Here is a 14,371-nt window from a genome sequence, read left to right as displayed (position 1 = left end):
CCCCCCACCCCGCCGGACCGGAAGCACCTCGCAGAGAGCGGAGCCCCCACATGTCAGGACGCGCAGGCACCAGCACGACGGCAGGACGGACCGGCCGCCGGACGAAGGCGACGAGGGCGACGAGGGCGGTGCGGGCGGTGCGGGCACTGCTGGTCGGCGTCGCGCTGGCCGCCGGGCTGCTGACCGGGGCGCCGCAGGCGTCCGCGGCCGGACCCGTCCAGGTCACCGGCTTCGGCAGCAACCCCGGCAACCTCGCCATGTACAGCTACGTCCCGGCCGGGCTGCCGGCCGGCAAGCCGCTGGTGGTGGCGCTGCACGGCTGCACCCAGACCGCCGCCGACTACTACAACGGCTCCGGCTGGGCGCAGCTCGCCGACCGCTGGGGCTTCGCCCTGGTCCTCCCGCAGACCGGCGCCGCCAACAACGCGCTGTCCTGCTTCTCCTGGTTCGACAGCAGCAAGGACACCCGCGGCAGGGGCGAGGCGCTGTCGGTCAAGCAGATGGTCGACAAGGCCGTCGCCGCCTACGGCTCCGACCCGTCCCGGGTCTACGTCACCGGCCTGTCGGCGGGCGCCGGGATGGCCGCCGACCTGCTCGCCGACTACCCCGACGTGTTCGCGGGCGGCTCGATCGCCGCCGGCCTGCCCGCCCAGTGCGCCACCACCCAGTCCGCCGCCGCCGGCTGCCAGAACGGCAGCCGGAACCTGACGCCCGCCCAGTGGGGCGACAAGGTCCGCGCCTCCGCCCCCGGTTGGACCGGCCCCTGGCCGCGGGTGGCGATCTGGCAGGGCACCTCCGACAGCACCGTCGCCCCCGTCAACGCCACCGAACTGCGCGACCAGTGGACGGATGTCTGGGGCATCGGACAGGGCGCCGCCACGACCCGGTCGCTGCCCGGCAGCACCACCCTCAGCACCTACAACGACGGCACCGGCCGCCCCGCCGTCCAGCTGTACAGCGTCGCCGGCATGGGCCACGGCCTGCCCGTCGCCCCCGGCGGCGGCACCGAGAACTGCGGGCAGACCGGCGCCTACTTCCTCAACACCCTCTGCTCCTCCTACTGGACCGGCCTGTTCTGGGGCCTCGACGGCAGCGGCGGCACCCCCGGCACCGGCACCCTGCCCGCGCCCACCGGACTGGCCGTCACCGCCACCACCGACAGCACCGCCGCGCTCGCCTGGAACGCCGTCCCCGGCGCCGCCTCCTACACCGTGTACCGCGCCGGCACCCCGGTCGGCACCGCCACCGCCACCGCCTACACCGACACCGGCCTGACCGCCGGCACCGGCTACCCGTACACCGTCGCCGCCGTCGGCCCGGACGGCACCACCGGGGCCGCGTCCGCCGCCGTCACCGCCACCACCACCGGCGGCGGCAGTCACCCCGTCAGCTGCTGGACCGACAACAACTACCAGCAGGTCGCCGCCGGCCGCGCCCACCAGAGCGGCGGCTACGCCTACGCCAACGGTTCGAACCAGAACATGGGCCTGTGGAACCTGTTCGTCACCCACACCCTGAAGGAGACCGCCGCCGGGTACTACGTCCTCGCCGACGGCGGCTGCGCCGCCTGACGGGGCATCAGGCCGGGCATCGGGTCCGTTTCGTGTCCTGACCGCGCCCGTTCCGCGTCCCCGCCCTGCTCCGGGGCGGGCGATCGGGCCGGGCGCGGCCCCCGGGCGTCCACTGTGTCAGAGGCGCAACAAGACCTCTGACAGCTTGGAAGATTGTCCCAGGTCACACGGGCGGCAAGACTCGTGCCGCCAGATACGTACCGACATTCGATTGCCAAGGTGAAAATGACCGCCATCCCCGTGGCCCCGCCGGAGACCCGGTGGGCAACGCCCAAGCGCGTGAGCCTGGTCCCCCTGGTCGCCCTGATCTTCTTCAGCGTCTCCGGCGGCGCCTACGGCATCGAGCCGCTCTTCTCGACGTCCGGGCCGGGCATGGGCATGCTGCTCATCCTGATCGCCCCGCTGATCTACAGCGTCCCGCACGCCCTGGTCTGCGCCGAGCTCGGCACCGCGATCCCCGTCGAGGGCGGCTACTACCACTGGGTCAAGCGCGGCCTCGGCCGGTTCTGGGCGTTCCAGCAGGGCCTGCTGCAGTGGGTGTGCAGCTTCGTCGACATGGCGCTCTACCCGGTCATGTTCACCTCCTACCTGTCGAGCCTGATCGGGGCGGTCGCCCCCGGCAAGCACGTGCTGTTCGAGCTGGCGGGCATCCAGGTCGACCTGAACTGGGTGATCTGCGTCGGCGTCATCGTCGTCTTCACGCTGCTCAACCTGATGGGCGCGGGCTGGGTCGGCGACTCCTCGGTGGCGTTCGCGCTGATCTGCCTCACCCCGATGGTCCTCCTCACCGCGATCGGCATCTACCAGCTGGTCACCGAGGGCACCAACCCGGTCTCCTCGTTCACCGCCGAACAGGGCCAGTCCACCTGGGACGCCTTCGGCTCCGGCCTGTTCATCGTGATGTGGAACTACTCCGGCTGGGACTCCGTCTCCACCGTCGCCGGTGAGATGGAGAACCCGAAGAAGCACCTGCCCCGGGCGCTGTTCTGGGCGGTCCTGCTGATCGTCGTCGGCTACCTGCTGCCCTCGCTGGCCGCGCTCGCGGTCGGCGCCGACGGCGAGGCCGGCTGGAAGTCCTGGCAGGACGGCGCGTTCTCCGACATCGCCGGCGAGCTGGCCGGCCCCTGGCTGCAGTACACCGTCACCATCGGCGGCCTGTTCGCCTCGGTGGCGATGTTCTCCGCGCTGCTCGCCTCCTACTCCCGGCTGCCCTCCGCGCTCTCGCAGGACGGCTACCTGCCCAAGTGGGTCTCCAAGGAGAGCAAGCGCTACAAGATGCCGGTCGCCTCGATCATCGGCTCCTCGGTCGTCTACGCGCTGTTCTGCTTCTCCAGCTTCGCCAACCTGGTGATCTTCGACGTCTTCCTCACCAACATCGGCATCCTGCTGGAGGTCGCCGCGCTGATCGCGCTGCGCATCCGCGAGCCCGAGCTGGAGCGCCCCTACAAGATCCCCGGCGGCTGGTGGAGCGTCGGCCTGATCACCGTCTGCCTGACCGCGATCAGCGTCTGGGCCGCCGTCAAGCAGTACGACGAGGAAGGCACCAAGGCCGTCGTCTACTGCCTGGTGGTGGTCGGCATCTCGCTGCTGCTCTACCCGCTGCTGGCCGTCCGCAAGGCCGCCCGCGCCTCCGCCGCCGCCGACAAGGCCGGTCTCGCCCCCGGGGCGGCGGCCGTCGTCCCGGTCGGCGACACGCGGACCGTCTACGAGGTGTCAGGCGGACACCCGGACTCGACGCACACTGACAGGGCCGCCGCGGGCCCCTCGGCGGATAGCGTCGAGGCATGATCAACAGTTTCGCCCTGCACGTCCCGGACGCCGAACTGGAGCCCGACCCGCTCGACCCCGGGCAGATCGTCTCCGGCACGCCCGAGGTCACCGGCAAGGTGGTGTGGGAGTCCGCCGACGGCCGCCAGATCCGCGGGATCTGGCAGATCACCCCCGGGGTGGTCACCGACACCGAGGCCGACGAGATGTTCGTCGTCCTCAGCGGCCGGGCCACCGTCGCCTTCGAGGACGGCCCCGTCCTGGAGCTCGGTCCCGGCGACCTGGCCGTGCTGCGCGAGGGCGACCGGACCACCTGGACCGTCCACGAGACGCTCCGGAAGGTCTACACCATCAACCTCGGTCCGGACGCGGCCGAGAACCTCTGACACCCGAGACACCCGAAGCACCGAACGGCCCGGCCGCCCCTTCCCCCGCGGCCGGGCCGAACCCCTAGGCAAGGAACCGAGAACATGGACCCCGTACACGCCCTGCGGGATGCCAGGCCCACCCCGTTCTGGCTGGAGGACCCCGGCCGTCCGGACGCCGACTCGGCCCTCACCGGGGACACCCGCTGCGACCTGCTGGTGGTCGGCGGCGGCTACAACGGCCTGTGGACCGCGCTGATCGCCAAGGAGCGCGACCCCTCCCGCGACGTCGTGCTGATCGAGGCCCGCGAGATCGGCTGGGCCGCCTCCGGCCGCAACGGCGGCTTCTGCGCCGCCAGCCTCACCCACGGCCTCGGCAACGGCCTGGAGCGCTGGCCCGACGAGATGGCCGCGCTGGAACAGCTCGGCGCCCGCAACCTGCAGTCCATCGAGGACTCCGTCGCCAAGTACGGCATCGACTGCGACTGGGAGCGCACCGGCGAACTCGACGTCGCCACCGAGCCGCACCAGGTCGAGGAACTCCACGAGCTCTACGAGATCGCCCGCCAGTACGGCGACTACGAGTTCCTGGACGCCGACGCCGTCCGCGCCCAGGTCGACTCGCCGACCTACCTCGGCGCGCTCTGGGACAAGGACGGCGTGGCCATGGTCCACCCCGCCAAGCTGGCCTGGGGCCTCAAGCGGGCCTGCGCCGACCTCGGCGTCCGCATCCACGAGCACACCGAGGCGCTCGACATCGCCGAGTCCGGCAGCGGCATGGCCGTGCGCACCCCCTACGGCCGGGTGCACGCCCGACAGGTCGCCCTCGGCACCAACGTCTTCCCGTCCCTGGTCAAGCGCATCCGCCCCTACACGGTGCCGGTCTACGACTACGCGCTGATGACCGAGCCCCTGACGGACGCCCAGCTCGCCTCGATCGGCTGGCAGGGCCGGCAGGGCGTCGGCGACAGCGCCAACCAGTTCCACTACTACCGGATCTCCGCGGACAACCGGATCCTGTGGGGCGGCTACGACGCGATCTACCACTACGGCGCCAAGGTCCGCGCCGAGTACGACCAGCGGCCGGAGACGTACCGGACCCTGGCCGGGCACTTCTTCCAGACCTTCCCGCAGCTCGACGGCCTGCGCTTCACCCACGCCTGGGGCGGCGCGATCGACACCTGCACCCGGTTCTCGGCCTTCTTCGACACCGCCTACCACGGCAAGGTCGCCCTCGCCGCGGGCTACACCGGCCTCGGCGTCGGCGCGACCCGCTTCGGCGCGGAGGTCATGCTCGACCTGCTCGCCGGGAAGCCCACCGAGCGCACCGCGCTCGAAATGGTCCGCCGCAAGCCCCTGCCGTTCCCGCCCGAGCCCGTCCGCTGGGCCGGCATCGGTCTCACCAAGTGGTCGCTGGACCGCGCCGACCGCAACGCCGGCCGCCGCAACCTCTGGCTCAAGACCATGGACAGGCTCGGCCTCGGCTTCGACAGCTGACACCCCGCCACCGCCCCGGCCGCCCGCTCCCGTTGTTCCCCGCGGGCGGCCGGGCGCCGCGTACAGTCGACGGCATGGACTGGGGGACAGCCGCAAGTACCTTGCTGGGCGCGGGAATCGGCCTCGGGGCGACCTTCGTCGCGGACACCGCGCGGGCCCGGCGCGGCCGCCGGGAGCGGTGGGCCGAGCAGCGGCGGCAGCTGTACGCCGACTACCTGGCGGCGCTGGCCCGGGTCGCCGACGACCTGCACGCGATCGCCCGGCACCCGGACCGCGCGGACCTCGTCGTGCGGGCCTCCGACGCCTGGCGGGCCAGCCCCGCGTACGGGCTGCGGTACCAGATGACCCTCGACGCCCCGGCCGGGCTCTGCGACCTGTCCGACGACTGCTTCCGGCGCCTGCGCGACCTGCGCGGCATCGTCGCGCGCGGGGCGCCCACCCGCAGCCCCGAGCTCGTGACCGCCGCCACCGCGTACGACGAGTCCCTCGCCGCCCTCCGTACCGCCATGCGCGCCGACCTCGCCGCGGAGCGGTCCTGACGGGCGGTCGGCGCAGTGCGCGCGGTCAGCCGCGGGGCGGTCGGGGGGCGCCGGCGCGTGCTGCGGAGGTGCGGGTTCCGGCGGCGGGGCGGCCGTAGCGGGTCCGGGCGGTCGCGCGGTGGTGGCGGGGGCGCTCGACGACGGGGTCGGGGATCGTGACGGGGACGCCGGTGGGGACCCGGGCGCCGGTGATCCGGGTGAGTTCCGGGTCGCCCGCCCGGACCCTGGTGGTGACGGGGGTGATGCCGGCCGCGCTCATCATGCGGGCGGTTCCGCGCCGCTGGTTGGGCAGGACCAGGGTCACGACGGTGCCGGACTCGCCGGCCCGGGCGGTGCGGCCGCCGCGGTGCAGGTAGTCCTTGTGGTCGACCGGCGGGTCCAGGTTGACGACCAGGTCGAGGCCCTCGACGTGGATGCCCCGGGCGGCGACGTCCGTCGCGACGAGCGCGGCGACCTGGCCGGAGCGGAACTGCTCCAGGGTGCGGGTGCGCTGCGGCTGGGACTTGCCGCTGTGCAGGGCGGCCGCCTTCACGCCCTTCGAGAGCAGGGACTCGACCAGGTGGTCCGCGCCCCGCCGGGTGTCGGTGAACATGATCACCCGGCCGTCGCGGGAGGCGATGTGGGCGATGGCGGCGTTCTTGTCGGCGCTCTGCACGTGCAGGACGTGGTGCTCCATGGTGCCGACCGCCGCCGCGGCCGGGTCCACCGCGTGCGAGACCGGGTCGGTCAGGAAACGCCGCACCAGCTGGTCGACGCCGCGGTCCAGGGTCGCGGAGAACAGCAGCGTCTGGCCGCCTCCGGGGACCTGCTCCAGGAAGGCGGTGACCGCGGGCAGGAAGCCCATGTCGGCCATCCGGTCGGCCTCGTCGAGGACGGTGACGCCGACGGCGTCCAGCCGGCAGAGCCGGCGCTCGATCAGGTCCGCGAGCCGGCCCGGCGTGGCGATCAGGACCTCCGCCCCGCGGTTCAGCGTCTGGGCCTGCCGGCGGACCGGCACCCCGCCGACCACGGTGGCCAACCGGAGGGACAGCGCCTGGGCGTAGGGCGTGAGCGCCTCGGTCACCTGCTGGGCCAGCTCCCGGGTCGGCACCAGGACCAGGACCAGCGGGCGCCGGGGCTCGGCCTCCCGCCCGGCGGTGCGCGCCAGCGCGGCCAGACCGAACGCGAGCGTCTTGCCGGAGCCGGTGCGGCCCCGGCCCAGCACGTCGCGGCCGGCCAGCGAACTCGGCAGGGTGGCGGCCTGGATCGGGAAGGGCGTGCGGACGCCCCTCCGGGCCAGCACCCGCAGCAGCTCCGCCGGAAGGTCCAACGCGTCGAAGGTCTCGGCGGGTCCGGCGGGTCCGGCGGACCCGACCGGCTCGACGGTCTCGGCGGCGGACCGCGACGGCTCGGTGTCGGGAAGGTGGAGCGGGGGGTGACCGGAACGGTTCATGCGGGGCCTTCCTCGAAGCCGGGAGCCGGCGGAACGCCGAAGGGCCCGCACCGGGTGACGATGCACGCGGCGCGGGCCCCTCGCTGCCCGGCTACGGCCGGGCAGTGGAATTACAGCGGGCGAATGTTCTCGGCCTGCGGGCCCTTCTGGCCCTGCGTGACGTCGAACTCGACCTTCTGGCCCTCGAGCAGCTCACGGAAACCGCTGGCGTTGATGTTCGAGTAGTGGGCGAACACGTCCGGGCCGCCACCCTCCTGCTCGATGAAGCCGAAGCCCTTTTCCGCGTTGAACCACTTCACAGTGCCGTTGGCCATGTGGAAATCTCCTTCTAGGTGGACTGTCCGCTGCCCGCGTGATGCGGACACCGAGTCACGGCGATGAGCGCCCGCCCGGAAAAAGATCCGGAAAACAAGAAATGCGCCCGCGAAACATCAGCAGGCGCACACAAAGTTCATGGGAACCACTACTGCAACTTCCGCCAACTGTAGCAGTTCCTGGATCACCGCGGGCGGGTATTTGGTCCCGGCGTTTCGGCGGGTCGCCTCCGGACGGCCCGGTCGCGGCCCGTCCGGAGCCCCGGCCGCGCCGGATTTTGCCGTCGGGGGAGTGCCCGGGGCCCCGTCCGGCGGCGCATACTGGGCAGGATGAAAAAATCTGGAGCAGTCCCCCGTCACCTTCCCACCAGCCCCTTCAAGCCCAGGGCCGTGGCACCCCCCAAGCACTTCGCCCTCGGCGACCGCGTCACCCATGACGCCCACGGCCTCGGCCGGGTCGTCGGGGTCGAGGGCGAGGACGCCGTACTGGTCGACTTCGGCTCGCGGCAGGAGCGCATCGTCCAGCCGTACACCGGCATGTTCGTCCTCTGAGGCACGTTCGTCCTCTGACGTCGAGCGGCCGGCCCGGCCCCGTGCGGCCCGGTCCGGCTCAGTCGGTCGCGTGCCGGAGCAGGACCTCCGGGAACGCCGCCAGGGCGAAGACCGCTGCGGCGACGCGGAGTTCGGCCGGGAGGGCGGACCACAGGGCGTCGAGCAGGTGGGCGGCGTCGGCGTACGGCGTGGCGGCCTCCAGGTACGGGGCGCCGGTGCCGGGGGCGGCCGGGGCGCCCTGATAGGTGGTCAGCAGGACGCCCTCGGCCGGGAGCAGCGCGGGCAGGCGCAGCTGCAGGCGGTCGGTGCCGGGCCGGGCGGCCGCGCTGCGGCGCGCCGTGCCGAACCAGGTGGGGCCGTCCTCGCGCGGGTCGGCGATCGCGGTCAGGCGAGGGGTGAAGATCGGCGGGTCGGGCTCGTAGTCCAGCCCGTCGAGCGCCTCGGCCGGGGAGAGCCCGGCCTCCAGCCGGTCGGCGACCGCGGCGACCTGCTCGCCGTTGCCGTACACCACCAGCCCGGCGGCCCGCCGCACCGCCTGGTAGTGCCGCAGCCCGTCGTGCGCCCGGACGTCGGTGGGGACGACGGTCAGCGCGCCGTCCGGAGTGGACCGCAGGGCCCGGGCCCGGGAGGCCGGGCTGCGGCCGGTCAGGAAGTACCCGGCGAGTGACGCCCCGTCGGCGGTGCGGCAGCGCAGGACGCCGCGGCCCGGGTACGGGTGGGCGGCCAGCACGTCGGTGAGGTCGGGGAGGGCGTTCGGCACGGGCCGGTCCTTTCGGGGGACGGTCGGATGCCGAAGATCACCCCAGCCGGGCGGGGGAGGGCGTGCGGGCGGGGTGCGGCAGCAGCCGCGGTGGCGTTCAACTCCCGGACGGGGTACGACTGCGGGCCGCTCGACTGCACCGCGTACGAGGGCAGCCGGAGCCCGGCGGAGTTCGCCCGGGAGGCGGCCCGCCCGGCCCGGCTCCGGGTCGCCGGTGCCGCCGAACGGATCGTCGAGGAGGCGCTCCGGTATCGTCCGATCGCCCTCTGAACGGCGGGTCGCCGGTGGGCGCGGGGCGGGGCGGGAGAGGATCGTCCCCATGGTCTCGATGGTGCAGAACGTGGCGATCGACTGTGCGGACCCGTACCGGCTGGCCCGGTTCTGGAGCCTGGTGACGGGCGCCCCGACCGATCCGGAGGACCGGCCCGGGGCGGCCGAGACGGCGATCGAACTGCCGGGCGGGCCGGTGCTGTACTTCAACCGGGTGCCCGAGCCGAAGACCGCCAAGAACCGGGTCCACCTGTGCCTGCGGCCCGACACCACCCGCGACCGGGAGGTCGACCGCCTGCTCGCCCTCGGCGCCGCCCCGGTCGCCGACCGCCGCGACCCCGACGGCGGCGGCTGGGCCGTCCTCGCCGACCCCGAGGGCAACGAGTTCTGCGTCCTGCGCAGCACCGCGGACCGGGAGGCTACCGACCGGTGACCGGGAGCACGGCCGTCCGCACGTCCAGCACGTACCACTGGCGGGGCGTGCGGCCGCGCAGGTACAGCAGGGGGCCCCGGCCGACCGGGCGGGCGTAGTGGCCGAGCGGGTCGCCGTTGGGGTAGGTCAGGCGGGCCCGTTCGACCGGCCGGACCTCACGGTCCGTCAGCCGGCAGCGGTGCAGCAGGTCGTGCTGCCGGTCGCCGCCGAGCAGGACGGCCTCCCCGCCATGGACGGCGAGGCCCCGCGGCGCGACCACCGGCGACCGGCGCACGGTGGTCCGCCCGTCCGCCCGGGCCTCCAGCAGCGGGAAGGCCGGGTAGTAGCAGGCCCGGGCCACCCCGTCGTCGACGTTGAAGGCGTACACCGTGTCGATGTACGGGAAGCCGGCCGGCGCCGTGTAGCCCCACCGCCGGTTCCCGCCGCTGTCCCAGCGGACCAGGCCGTCGACGGCGACCGGGTCGCCGTAGACGCCCTCGTCGCCGTACGCGCTCCACAGGTGGTGCCGCCGGTCGGCCATCAGGAACTCGACCCCGCGCCCCAGGTCGAACGCGTGCTTGAGCCGGCCGTCCCGGCCGCGGATCTCCGCGGTCCGCCCCGCCCCGGCGCCCCGGCCCTCCAGCAGCAGCCGCCCGTTGGGCAGCGCGTCGAGGTGGTGCACCGACAGGCCCACCCGCGGCAGCACCTGCTCCCGCGCCACCCCGCGGTCGACGACGACCAGCAGCGCCTCGAAGGGGAGCGTCCGGGGCCGGACCGAGACCCGGCCGAACCCGTCCGTCTCCGCGTCCGCGTCCGGGCAGAGCAGCCACAGCGCCCGCCCCCCGGCGTCCACGGTGGTCGCCAGGACCTTCCGCTCGTCGTACTGCCCGGGCAGCAGTGCGTGGGCGCGCAGCGCCACCTTCCGCAGGACCTCACCCACGGCGCGCCGGGACGTCCTCACCGGCGGCCCGGGCCGCCGTGCGCGCCGCCTCCTCGACCCGGGCGCGGTGCGCCGCCCACCAGGCGGCGTCCGCCGCCGGCAGGACCGCGCCGTTGCGGCGCAACCCCGTCGCCCCGTCGAGCAGTTCGCGGACCAGGTCGGCCTGGCCCGCGTGCCGCTGGGTCTCGGCGACCAGGTGCAGCAGGATCCGGCCCAGCGGGAGCCGGGAGTGCGGCGGCCACGGCACGGTGCCCGGGGCGTCCAGCGGAAGGGCGGCCACCGTCGCGTCGGAGTGCGCCCAGACCCGGCGGTACTCCGCCACCAGGTGGTCGCGGCCCTCGTCCGGGCGGGCCCACAGGTCCGCGTTCGGCTCGGCCGCGCCCGCCACCCACAGGCCCGGCGCGCCCGGGAAGGGACGGCCGAAAGCGCTGCCCAGGTACGCGGCCTCCGCCCCCGTCAAGTGCTTGACCAGCCCGAGCAGGTTCGTCCCCGTCGGCGTCACCGGGCGGCGCACGTCGTACTCCGACAGCCCCTCCAGCTTCCACAGCAGGGCCTCGCGGGCATCCCGCAGGTACAGCCCTAGATCCCGCCGGGTGCTCCCGGCCGGGTCGCCCGGGGCGTCCTCCGGGGTGTCCTCCGTGTCCTCCGGGGCATCGTCCGGGGTGTCGTCCGTACGCGTCATGGCGGGAGTCTGGGCGGCGGCCCCGTACGTGGGCAAGCGGTTTTCCGCCCGGGTAGGGTGCCCCGCATGGCCATCGACCGGGAACTCGTGGACGCCGCGATCGAACTGACCCGCCGTCGCTTCCCCGGCCAGGACTGGGCCGGGGCCGCCGCGCTGCGGCTCGACGACGGGACGGTGCTCACCAGTACCGCGCCCGAGCCGCCCAACAATGCGGTGCGGCTCTGCCACGAGACCGGCGCGATCTGCGAGGCGTACAAGCAGGACCGCAAGGTGGTCGCCTCGGTCTGCGTGACGGCCGCCGACGACGGCCGCGGCTTCTGGGTGCTCGCCCCCTGCGGGGTCTGCCAGGAACGGTTGTTCGCGTACGGCCCCGACGTCGAGGTCGGCGTACCGCTGCCCGAGGACCCGACGCGCTGGCGGACGCTGCGCCTGCGGGACGTCCAGCCGCACTGGTTCGCCCGGGTGTTCCCCGACGACGTGTGGCCGTACGAGGGGGACAAGGGGACCGAGGGGGCCTGACGGGCGGTCGCGGGTGGGTGGTCAGGCGGTGATGGCGAACACCAGCAGGCCCTCCGGTGCTTCCTCGACCACCTCGACCCCCGTCACCACCGCGCGGGACGGCCCCTGCCGGACCCAGGCGAGCATGTGCTCCACGGCCGCCGGCTCGCCCTCGAAGACCGCCTCCACCCGCCCGTCCGGCAGGTTCCGCACCCAGCCCGCCACGCCCGCGTCCGCCGCCGCCCGGCGGCAGGAGTCGCGGAAGAAGACGCCCTGCACCGTGCCCGAGACCAGCACCCGCCGCCGGACCACCCGCACCACCCCGTCACCGTTCGTGTCTGCCGCCCGTTCCCCGGCAGGTATACCGCACCGGGGCCCGGTGACGGCGGGAGGCCGGGCCGGGCGGCGGCCCGTCAGGCCGAACCGGCCGCCACCAGCCGGGCCGTCAGCGGCTCCAGCCCGGCCGCCAGTTCGGCCAGCTCGGCGGGGGACAGCGCCTCGTACGGTGCGGCGGCCAGCTCGTCGGTCAGCGCCTCGATCCGCTCCTTGAGCGCGCGCCCCGCGTCGGTGAACCGCCCCTCGGCGTCGACCAGGCCGCGCCCGCGCAGCCCCGCCACGGCGGCCGCCAGCCGGGCCTTCGGCAGGTGGTGGACCCGGCCGAAGGACTCCGGCGGATCGATGCCCATCGCCAGCGCCGAGAGCAGGTGCGCCTCCGTGCCGCCGATCCGGGCGCCGACCAGCGCCGCGACGTGCCCGTCCGCGCGGTGCTCGCGCAGCACCGTCGCACAGTGCCACAGCCGGGCGACCGGGTCGGCCGGCACCGGGAGGGCGCGCATCCCCGCGTACATCACCCGGCCCGCCACGGGCGCGCCGCACGCGGCCGCCGCCGTCAGGTCCGCGGTGCGGGCCAGCCCCGGGGAGTCGGCGAGTTCGGGCCCGAGGATGCGCCGCAGCGAGGCCGCGCTGCCGCGCTCCCGCGCCGCCAGGGACGCCCCGGGCGGGATGCGCTCCCACGCGCTCGGGATGTGCCGGGCCACCTCGCCCGGGGCGAAGCTGTAGAACGCCGCGTCCACCACCTCGGCCGGAACCCGGCCCAGCGGCGCGGCGCGGGAGGCGAAGTAGCCGTCCCAGTAGGTGCGGTGGCCGAGCGCGGCCAACTCCTCGTTGCACTCGTCGGCCAGGTAGGTCACCAGGCAGATCGGCTCCAGGAGCTCGTGCATCCGGCGGGCGGTGGGTGTCATGCCCCTCATCATGCCCCGGGCCGGTGACAGACCGTCAGGTCGGCTCCGCGACGGGGGAGGGGGTGGGGGCGGGGGTGGGCGCGGTGGCGGTGTCGATGGTGCGGCTGAACGGGCGCCAGGCGAAGACGGTGAGCGCGGCCATCACGACCGCGGAGAACCAGAACGGGCCGGTCAGGCCGAAGGCGCGGGCCAGCGGGCCGCCGATCAGCGCGCCGAGCGCCGAACCGCCCACCGCCAGGGCCATGAAGACGCTGTTCACCCGGCCGCGCAGCCCGTCCGGGACGGCCCGCTGCACCAGCGTCCGGTCGACGCCCATCCAGATCGAGCCGTGCACGCCGAACATCGCCAGCACCGCGCCCGCCACCCAGGCCGACCCCGCCAGCGCCAGGCCGACGTGCGTCAGCGTCTCCAGCACCAGCCCCGTGCGCAGCAGCACCGAGGCGGAGAAACGCGCCTGCAGCCGCGGCGCGACCGCCGCGCCCAGCAGGCCGCCGACCGCGGAGGCCGTCAGCAGCACGCCGTAGCCGAAGTCCGACAGGCCCAGGTGCTCGCGCGCGTACAGCACCATCACCGAGAACCCGGCGATCAGCGTCACGTTCATCAGGCAGAGCGCGAGCGTCAGCGTCCGCACGGCCGGCTGGCCCCACAGCCAGCGCACGCCCTCGACGAACTGACGCCGCATCGGGGCCTCCGGCTCGGCGGGCTTCGGGGTGGCGGCGGCGGGTTCTTCGGTGTCGACGGCGGGCTTCGGGGTGGCGGCCAGGCGGAGGGTGGAGACCAGGGCCGCCGCGCCCGCGAAGCTCAGCGCGTCGACCAGCATCGGCAGGCCCGCCGCCACCCCGAACAGGGCCGCGCCGAGCGGCGGTCCGCACAGCTTGTTCAGGACCGAGAACGCCCCGAACATCAGGGAGTTGGCGCGCGGCAGGTCCTCCGAGGCCACCACCGACGGCAGGATCGCCGAGGACGCGTTGTCGCCGAGCGCCGAACAGGAACCCAGCAGCAGGCCCACCGCGTAGACCAGCGGCAGCGACACCGCGTCCAGGAACACCGACCCCGCCAGCACCGCCGTCAGCACCGCCCGGGCCGCGTCCATCGCCACCGTCAGCCGCCGCCGGTCGACCCGGTCCACCAGCACGCCGCTGACCGGCGCCAGCAGCAGCCACGGCAGCTGCTGCACGAACACCGACAGGCCGACCAGCACCGGGTCCCTGGTCAGCGACGTCACCACCAGGGGAGCGGCCGCCGCCACGATGCCGTCGCCCAGGGTCGAGACCGCCGCCGCCGACCACAGCGTGCCGAACGCGCGCCCCAGCCCGAGAACGCCCCTGCCCGCCATCCGCGCCCACCCCGTCCGTCCGCCGAGCGTCCGGCGGTCGTCCGCTTTCCGGCAAAGAACGGACGCTATCCGGGCGGCCGCCGCGGACGCACCGGGTTTTCCGGGCCCGGGCCGCCGACCGTGCCGCCGCCTATGCCACCGGCCGACCCGGCCGTCGACGCGCTCGCGCGGCAGATCGGCGTGGCCGCCGTGCCG

The 14,371-nt window shown here is 74.6% G+C and carries 17 protein-coding genes; 9 read left to right on the top strand and 8 right to left on the bottom strand.

The window, feature by feature from the left end; genetic code table 11:
* Positions 1-50 precede the first annotated feature (50 nt).
* The 5 genes from ACIQBJ_RS32820 to ACIQBJ_RS32800 all read left to right on the top strand — a co-directional run bounded on the left by ACIQBJ_RS32820 (position 51) and on the right by ACIQBJ_RS32800 (position 5,739).
* On the top strand, positions 51-1,571 hold the full coding sequence (locus ACIQBJ_RS32820; RefSeq protein WP_400718038.1) for a PHB depolymerase family esterase: 1,521 nt from the start codon (positions 51-53) through the stop codon (positions 1,569-1,571).
* A gap of 279 nt (positions 1,572-1,850) precedes the next feature.
* Entirely contained in the window at positions 1,851-3,359 is a 1,509-nt protein-coding gene (locus ACIQBJ_RS32815; protein ID WP_400718036.1) for an APC family permease, read from the top strand.
* Positions 3,356-3,724 (top strand): cupin domain-containing protein, encoded by a 369-nt coding sequence (locus tag ACIQBJ_RS32810; RefSeq protein WP_400718034.1) that lies wholly within the window; start codon positions 3,356-3,358, stop codon positions 3,722-3,724. Before ACIQBJ_RS32815 ends, ACIQBJ_RS32810 begins: the two co-directional genes overlap by 4 nt.
* Positions 3,725-3,808: 84 nt before the next feature.
* Positions 3,809-5,200: an NAD(P)/FAD-dependent oxidoreductase gene (locus ACIQBJ_RS32805; protein ID WP_400718032.1), complete on the top strand. Its 1,392-nt coding sequence runs from the start codon at positions 3,809-3,811 to the stop codon at positions 5,198-5,200.
* Positions 5,201-5,274: 74 nt separating this feature from the next.
* Complete coding sequence (locus ACIQBJ_RS32800) at positions 5,275-5,739, top strand: hypothetical protein (protein ID WP_400718030.1); 465 nt, start codon at positions 5,275-5,277, stop codon at positions 5,737-5,739.
* A gap of 25 nt (positions 5,740-5,764) precedes the next feature.
* On the opposite strand, the gene ACIQBJ_RS32795 is transcribed toward ACIQBJ_RS32800, so the two are convergent.
* Both ACIQBJ_RS32795 and ACIQBJ_RS32790 read right to left on the bottom strand, forming a co-directional pair.
* Positions 5,765-7,171, bottom strand: a complete 1,407-nt coding sequence (locus ACIQBJ_RS32795; RefSeq protein WP_400718027.1) for a DEAD/DEAH box helicase — start codon at positions 7,169-7,171, stop codon at positions 5,765-5,767.
* Positions 7,172-7,281: 110 nt separating this feature from the next.
* Entirely contained in the window at positions 7,282-7,485 is a 204-nt protein-coding gene (locus ACIQBJ_RS32790) for a cold-shock protein (protein ID WP_030916923.1), read from the bottom strand.
* A 330-nt stretch (positions 7,486-7,815) separates the two neighbouring features.
* On the opposite strand from ACIQBJ_RS32790, the gene ACIQBJ_RS32785 reads away from it, so the two are divergent.
* Positions 7,816-8,037: a hypothetical protein gene (locus ACIQBJ_RS32785; RefSeq protein WP_400718023.1), complete on the top strand. Its 222-nt coding sequence runs from the start codon at positions 7,816-7,818 to the stop codon at positions 8,035-8,037.
* Between the two features lie 58 nt (positions 8,038-8,095).
* Here the strand turns inward: ACIQBJ_RS32785 and ACIQBJ_RS32780 are convergent, their stop codons facing one another.
* A complete protein-coding gene (locus ACIQBJ_RS32780) occupies positions 8,096-8,797 on the bottom strand; it encodes an IMP cyclohydrolase (RefSeq protein WP_400718021.1) in 702 nt (233 codons plus the stop codon).
* A 90-nt stretch (positions 8,798-8,887) separates the two neighbouring features.
* Here ACIQBJ_RS32780 and ACIQBJ_RS32775 point away from each other — a divergent pair, with 90 nt between their 5' ends.
* Both ACIQBJ_RS32775 and ACIQBJ_RS32770 read left to right on the top strand, forming a co-directional pair.
* Entirely contained in the window at positions 8,888-9,067 is a 180-nt protein-coding gene (locus ACIQBJ_RS32775; RefSeq protein WP_400718018.1) for a hypothetical protein, read from the top strand.
* Between the two features lie 49 nt (positions 9,068-9,116).
* A complete protein-coding gene (locus ACIQBJ_RS32770; protein WP_400718016.1) occupies positions 9,117-9,500 on the top strand; it encodes a VOC family protein in 384 nt (127 codons plus the stop codon).
* On the opposite strand, the gene ACIQBJ_RS32765 is transcribed toward ACIQBJ_RS32770, so the two are convergent.
* Together ACIQBJ_RS32765 and ACIQBJ_RS32760 are read right to left on the bottom strand one after the other, a co-directional pair.
* Positions 9,487-10,419 carry a hypothetical protein gene (locus ACIQBJ_RS32765; RefSeq protein WP_400718014.1) on the bottom strand — a complete coding sequence of 311 codons (933 nt, stop codon included), beginning with the start codon at positions 10,417-10,419 and terminating at the stop codon, positions 9,487-9,489. The two genes, ACIQBJ_RS32770 and ACIQBJ_RS32765, sit on opposite strands and share 14 nt — an antisense overlap.
* Positions 10,412-11,101, bottom strand: a complete 690-nt coding sequence (locus ACIQBJ_RS32760; RefSeq protein ID WP_400718011.1) for a DinB family protein — start codon at positions 11,099-11,101, stop codon at positions 10,412-10,414. Before ACIQBJ_RS32760 ends, ACIQBJ_RS32765 begins: the two co-directional genes overlap by 8 nt.
* A 66-nt stretch (positions 11,102-11,167) precedes the next feature.
* On the opposite strand from ACIQBJ_RS32760, the gene ACIQBJ_RS32755 reads away from it, so the two are divergent.
* A complete protein-coding gene (locus ACIQBJ_RS32755) occupies positions 11,168-11,620 on the top strand; it encodes a cytidine deaminase (protein ID WP_400718008.1) in 453 nt (150 codons plus the stop codon).
* A 21-nt stretch (positions 11,621-11,641) separates the two neighbouring features.
* On the opposite strand, the gene ACIQBJ_RS32750 is transcribed toward ACIQBJ_RS32755, so the two are convergent.
* The 3 genes from ACIQBJ_RS32750 to ACIQBJ_RS32740 form a co-directional block, all read right to left on the bottom strand.
* Positions 11,642-11,911, bottom strand: coding sequence for an acylphosphatase (locus ACIQBJ_RS32750; protein WP_400718200.1), 270 nt, complete (start codon positions 11,909-11,911; stop codon positions 11,642-11,644).
* Positions 11,912-12,012: 101 nt separating this feature from the next.
* Positions 12,013-12,840 carry a MarR family transcriptional regulator gene (locus ACIQBJ_RS32745; protein ID WP_400718006.1) on the bottom strand — a complete coding sequence of 276 codons (828 nt, stop codon included), beginning with the start codon at positions 12,838-12,840 and terminating at the stop codon, positions 12,013-12,015.
* Positions 12,841-12,874: 34 nt separating this feature from the next.
* Positions 12,875-14,176 (bottom strand): MFS transporter, encoded by a 1,302-nt coding sequence (locus tag ACIQBJ_RS32740; RefSeq protein WP_400718004.1) that lies wholly within the window; start codon positions 14,174-14,176, stop codon positions 12,875-12,877.
* Positions 14,177-14,371: the final 195 nt, after the last annotated feature.

The sequence above is a fragment of the Kitasatospora sp. NPDC088391 genome (assembly GCF_044753345.1).
Taxonomy (GTDB): Bacteria; Actinomycetota; Actinomycetes; order Streptomycetales; family Streptomycetaceae; genus Kitasatospora.
Note: the sequence above shows the minus strand (reverse complement) of the source record. Positions and strands in the feature narration are given on the sequence as shown.

Excerpts from the sequence above, each read along its gene's own strand:
- ACIQBJ_RS32760 (WP_400718011.1), bottom strand. The coding sequence starts at position 11,101 with ATGACGCGTACGGACGACACCCCGGACGATGCCCCGGAGGACACGGAG.
- ACIQBJ_RS32820 (WP_400718038.1), top strand. The coding sequence starts at position 51 with ATGTCAGGACGCGCAGGCACCAGCACGACGGCAGGACGGACCGGCCGC.
- ACIQBJ_RS32790 (WP_030916923.1), bottom strand. The coding sequence starts at position 7,485 with ATGGCCAACGGCACTGTGAAGTGGTTCAACGCGGAAAAGGGCTTCGGC.
- ACIQBJ_RS32800 (WP_400718030.1), top strand. The coding sequence starts at position 5,275 with ATGGACTGGGGGACAGCCGCAAGTACCTTGCTGGGCGCGGGAATCGGC.
- ACIQBJ_RS32795 (WP_400718027.1), bottom strand. The coding sequence starts at position 7,171 with ATGAACCGTTCCGGTCACCCCCCGCTCCACCTTCCCGACACCGAGCCG.
- ACIQBJ_RS32740 (WP_400718004.1), bottom strand. The coding sequence starts at position 14,176 with ATGGCGGGCAGGGGCGTTCTCGGGCTGGGGCGCGCGTTCGGCACGCTG.
- ACIQBJ_RS32770 (WP_400718016.1), top strand. The coding sequence starts at position 9,117 with ATGGTCTCGATGGTGCAGAACGTGGCGATCGACTGTGCGGACCCGTAC.
- ACIQBJ_RS32805 (WP_400718032.1), top strand. The coding sequence starts at position 3,809 with ATGGACCCCGTACACGCCCTGCGGGATGCCAGGCCCACCCCGTTCTGG.
- ACIQBJ_RS32755 (WP_400718008.1), top strand. The coding sequence starts at position 11,168 with ATGGCCATCGACCGGGAACTCGTGGACGCCGCGATCGAACTGACCCGC.
- ACIQBJ_RS32810 (WP_400718034.1), top strand. The coding sequence starts at position 3,356 with ATGATCAACAGTTTCGCCCTGCACGTCCCGGACGCCGAACTGGAGCCC.
- ACIQBJ_RS32785 (WP_400718023.1), top strand. The coding sequence starts at position 7,816 with ATGAAAAAATCTGGAGCAGTCCCCCGTCACCTTCCCACCAGCCCCTTC.
- ACIQBJ_RS32745 (WP_400718006.1), bottom strand. The coding sequence starts at position 12,840 with ATGACACCCACCGCCCGCCGGATGCACGAGCTCCTGGAGCCGATCTGC.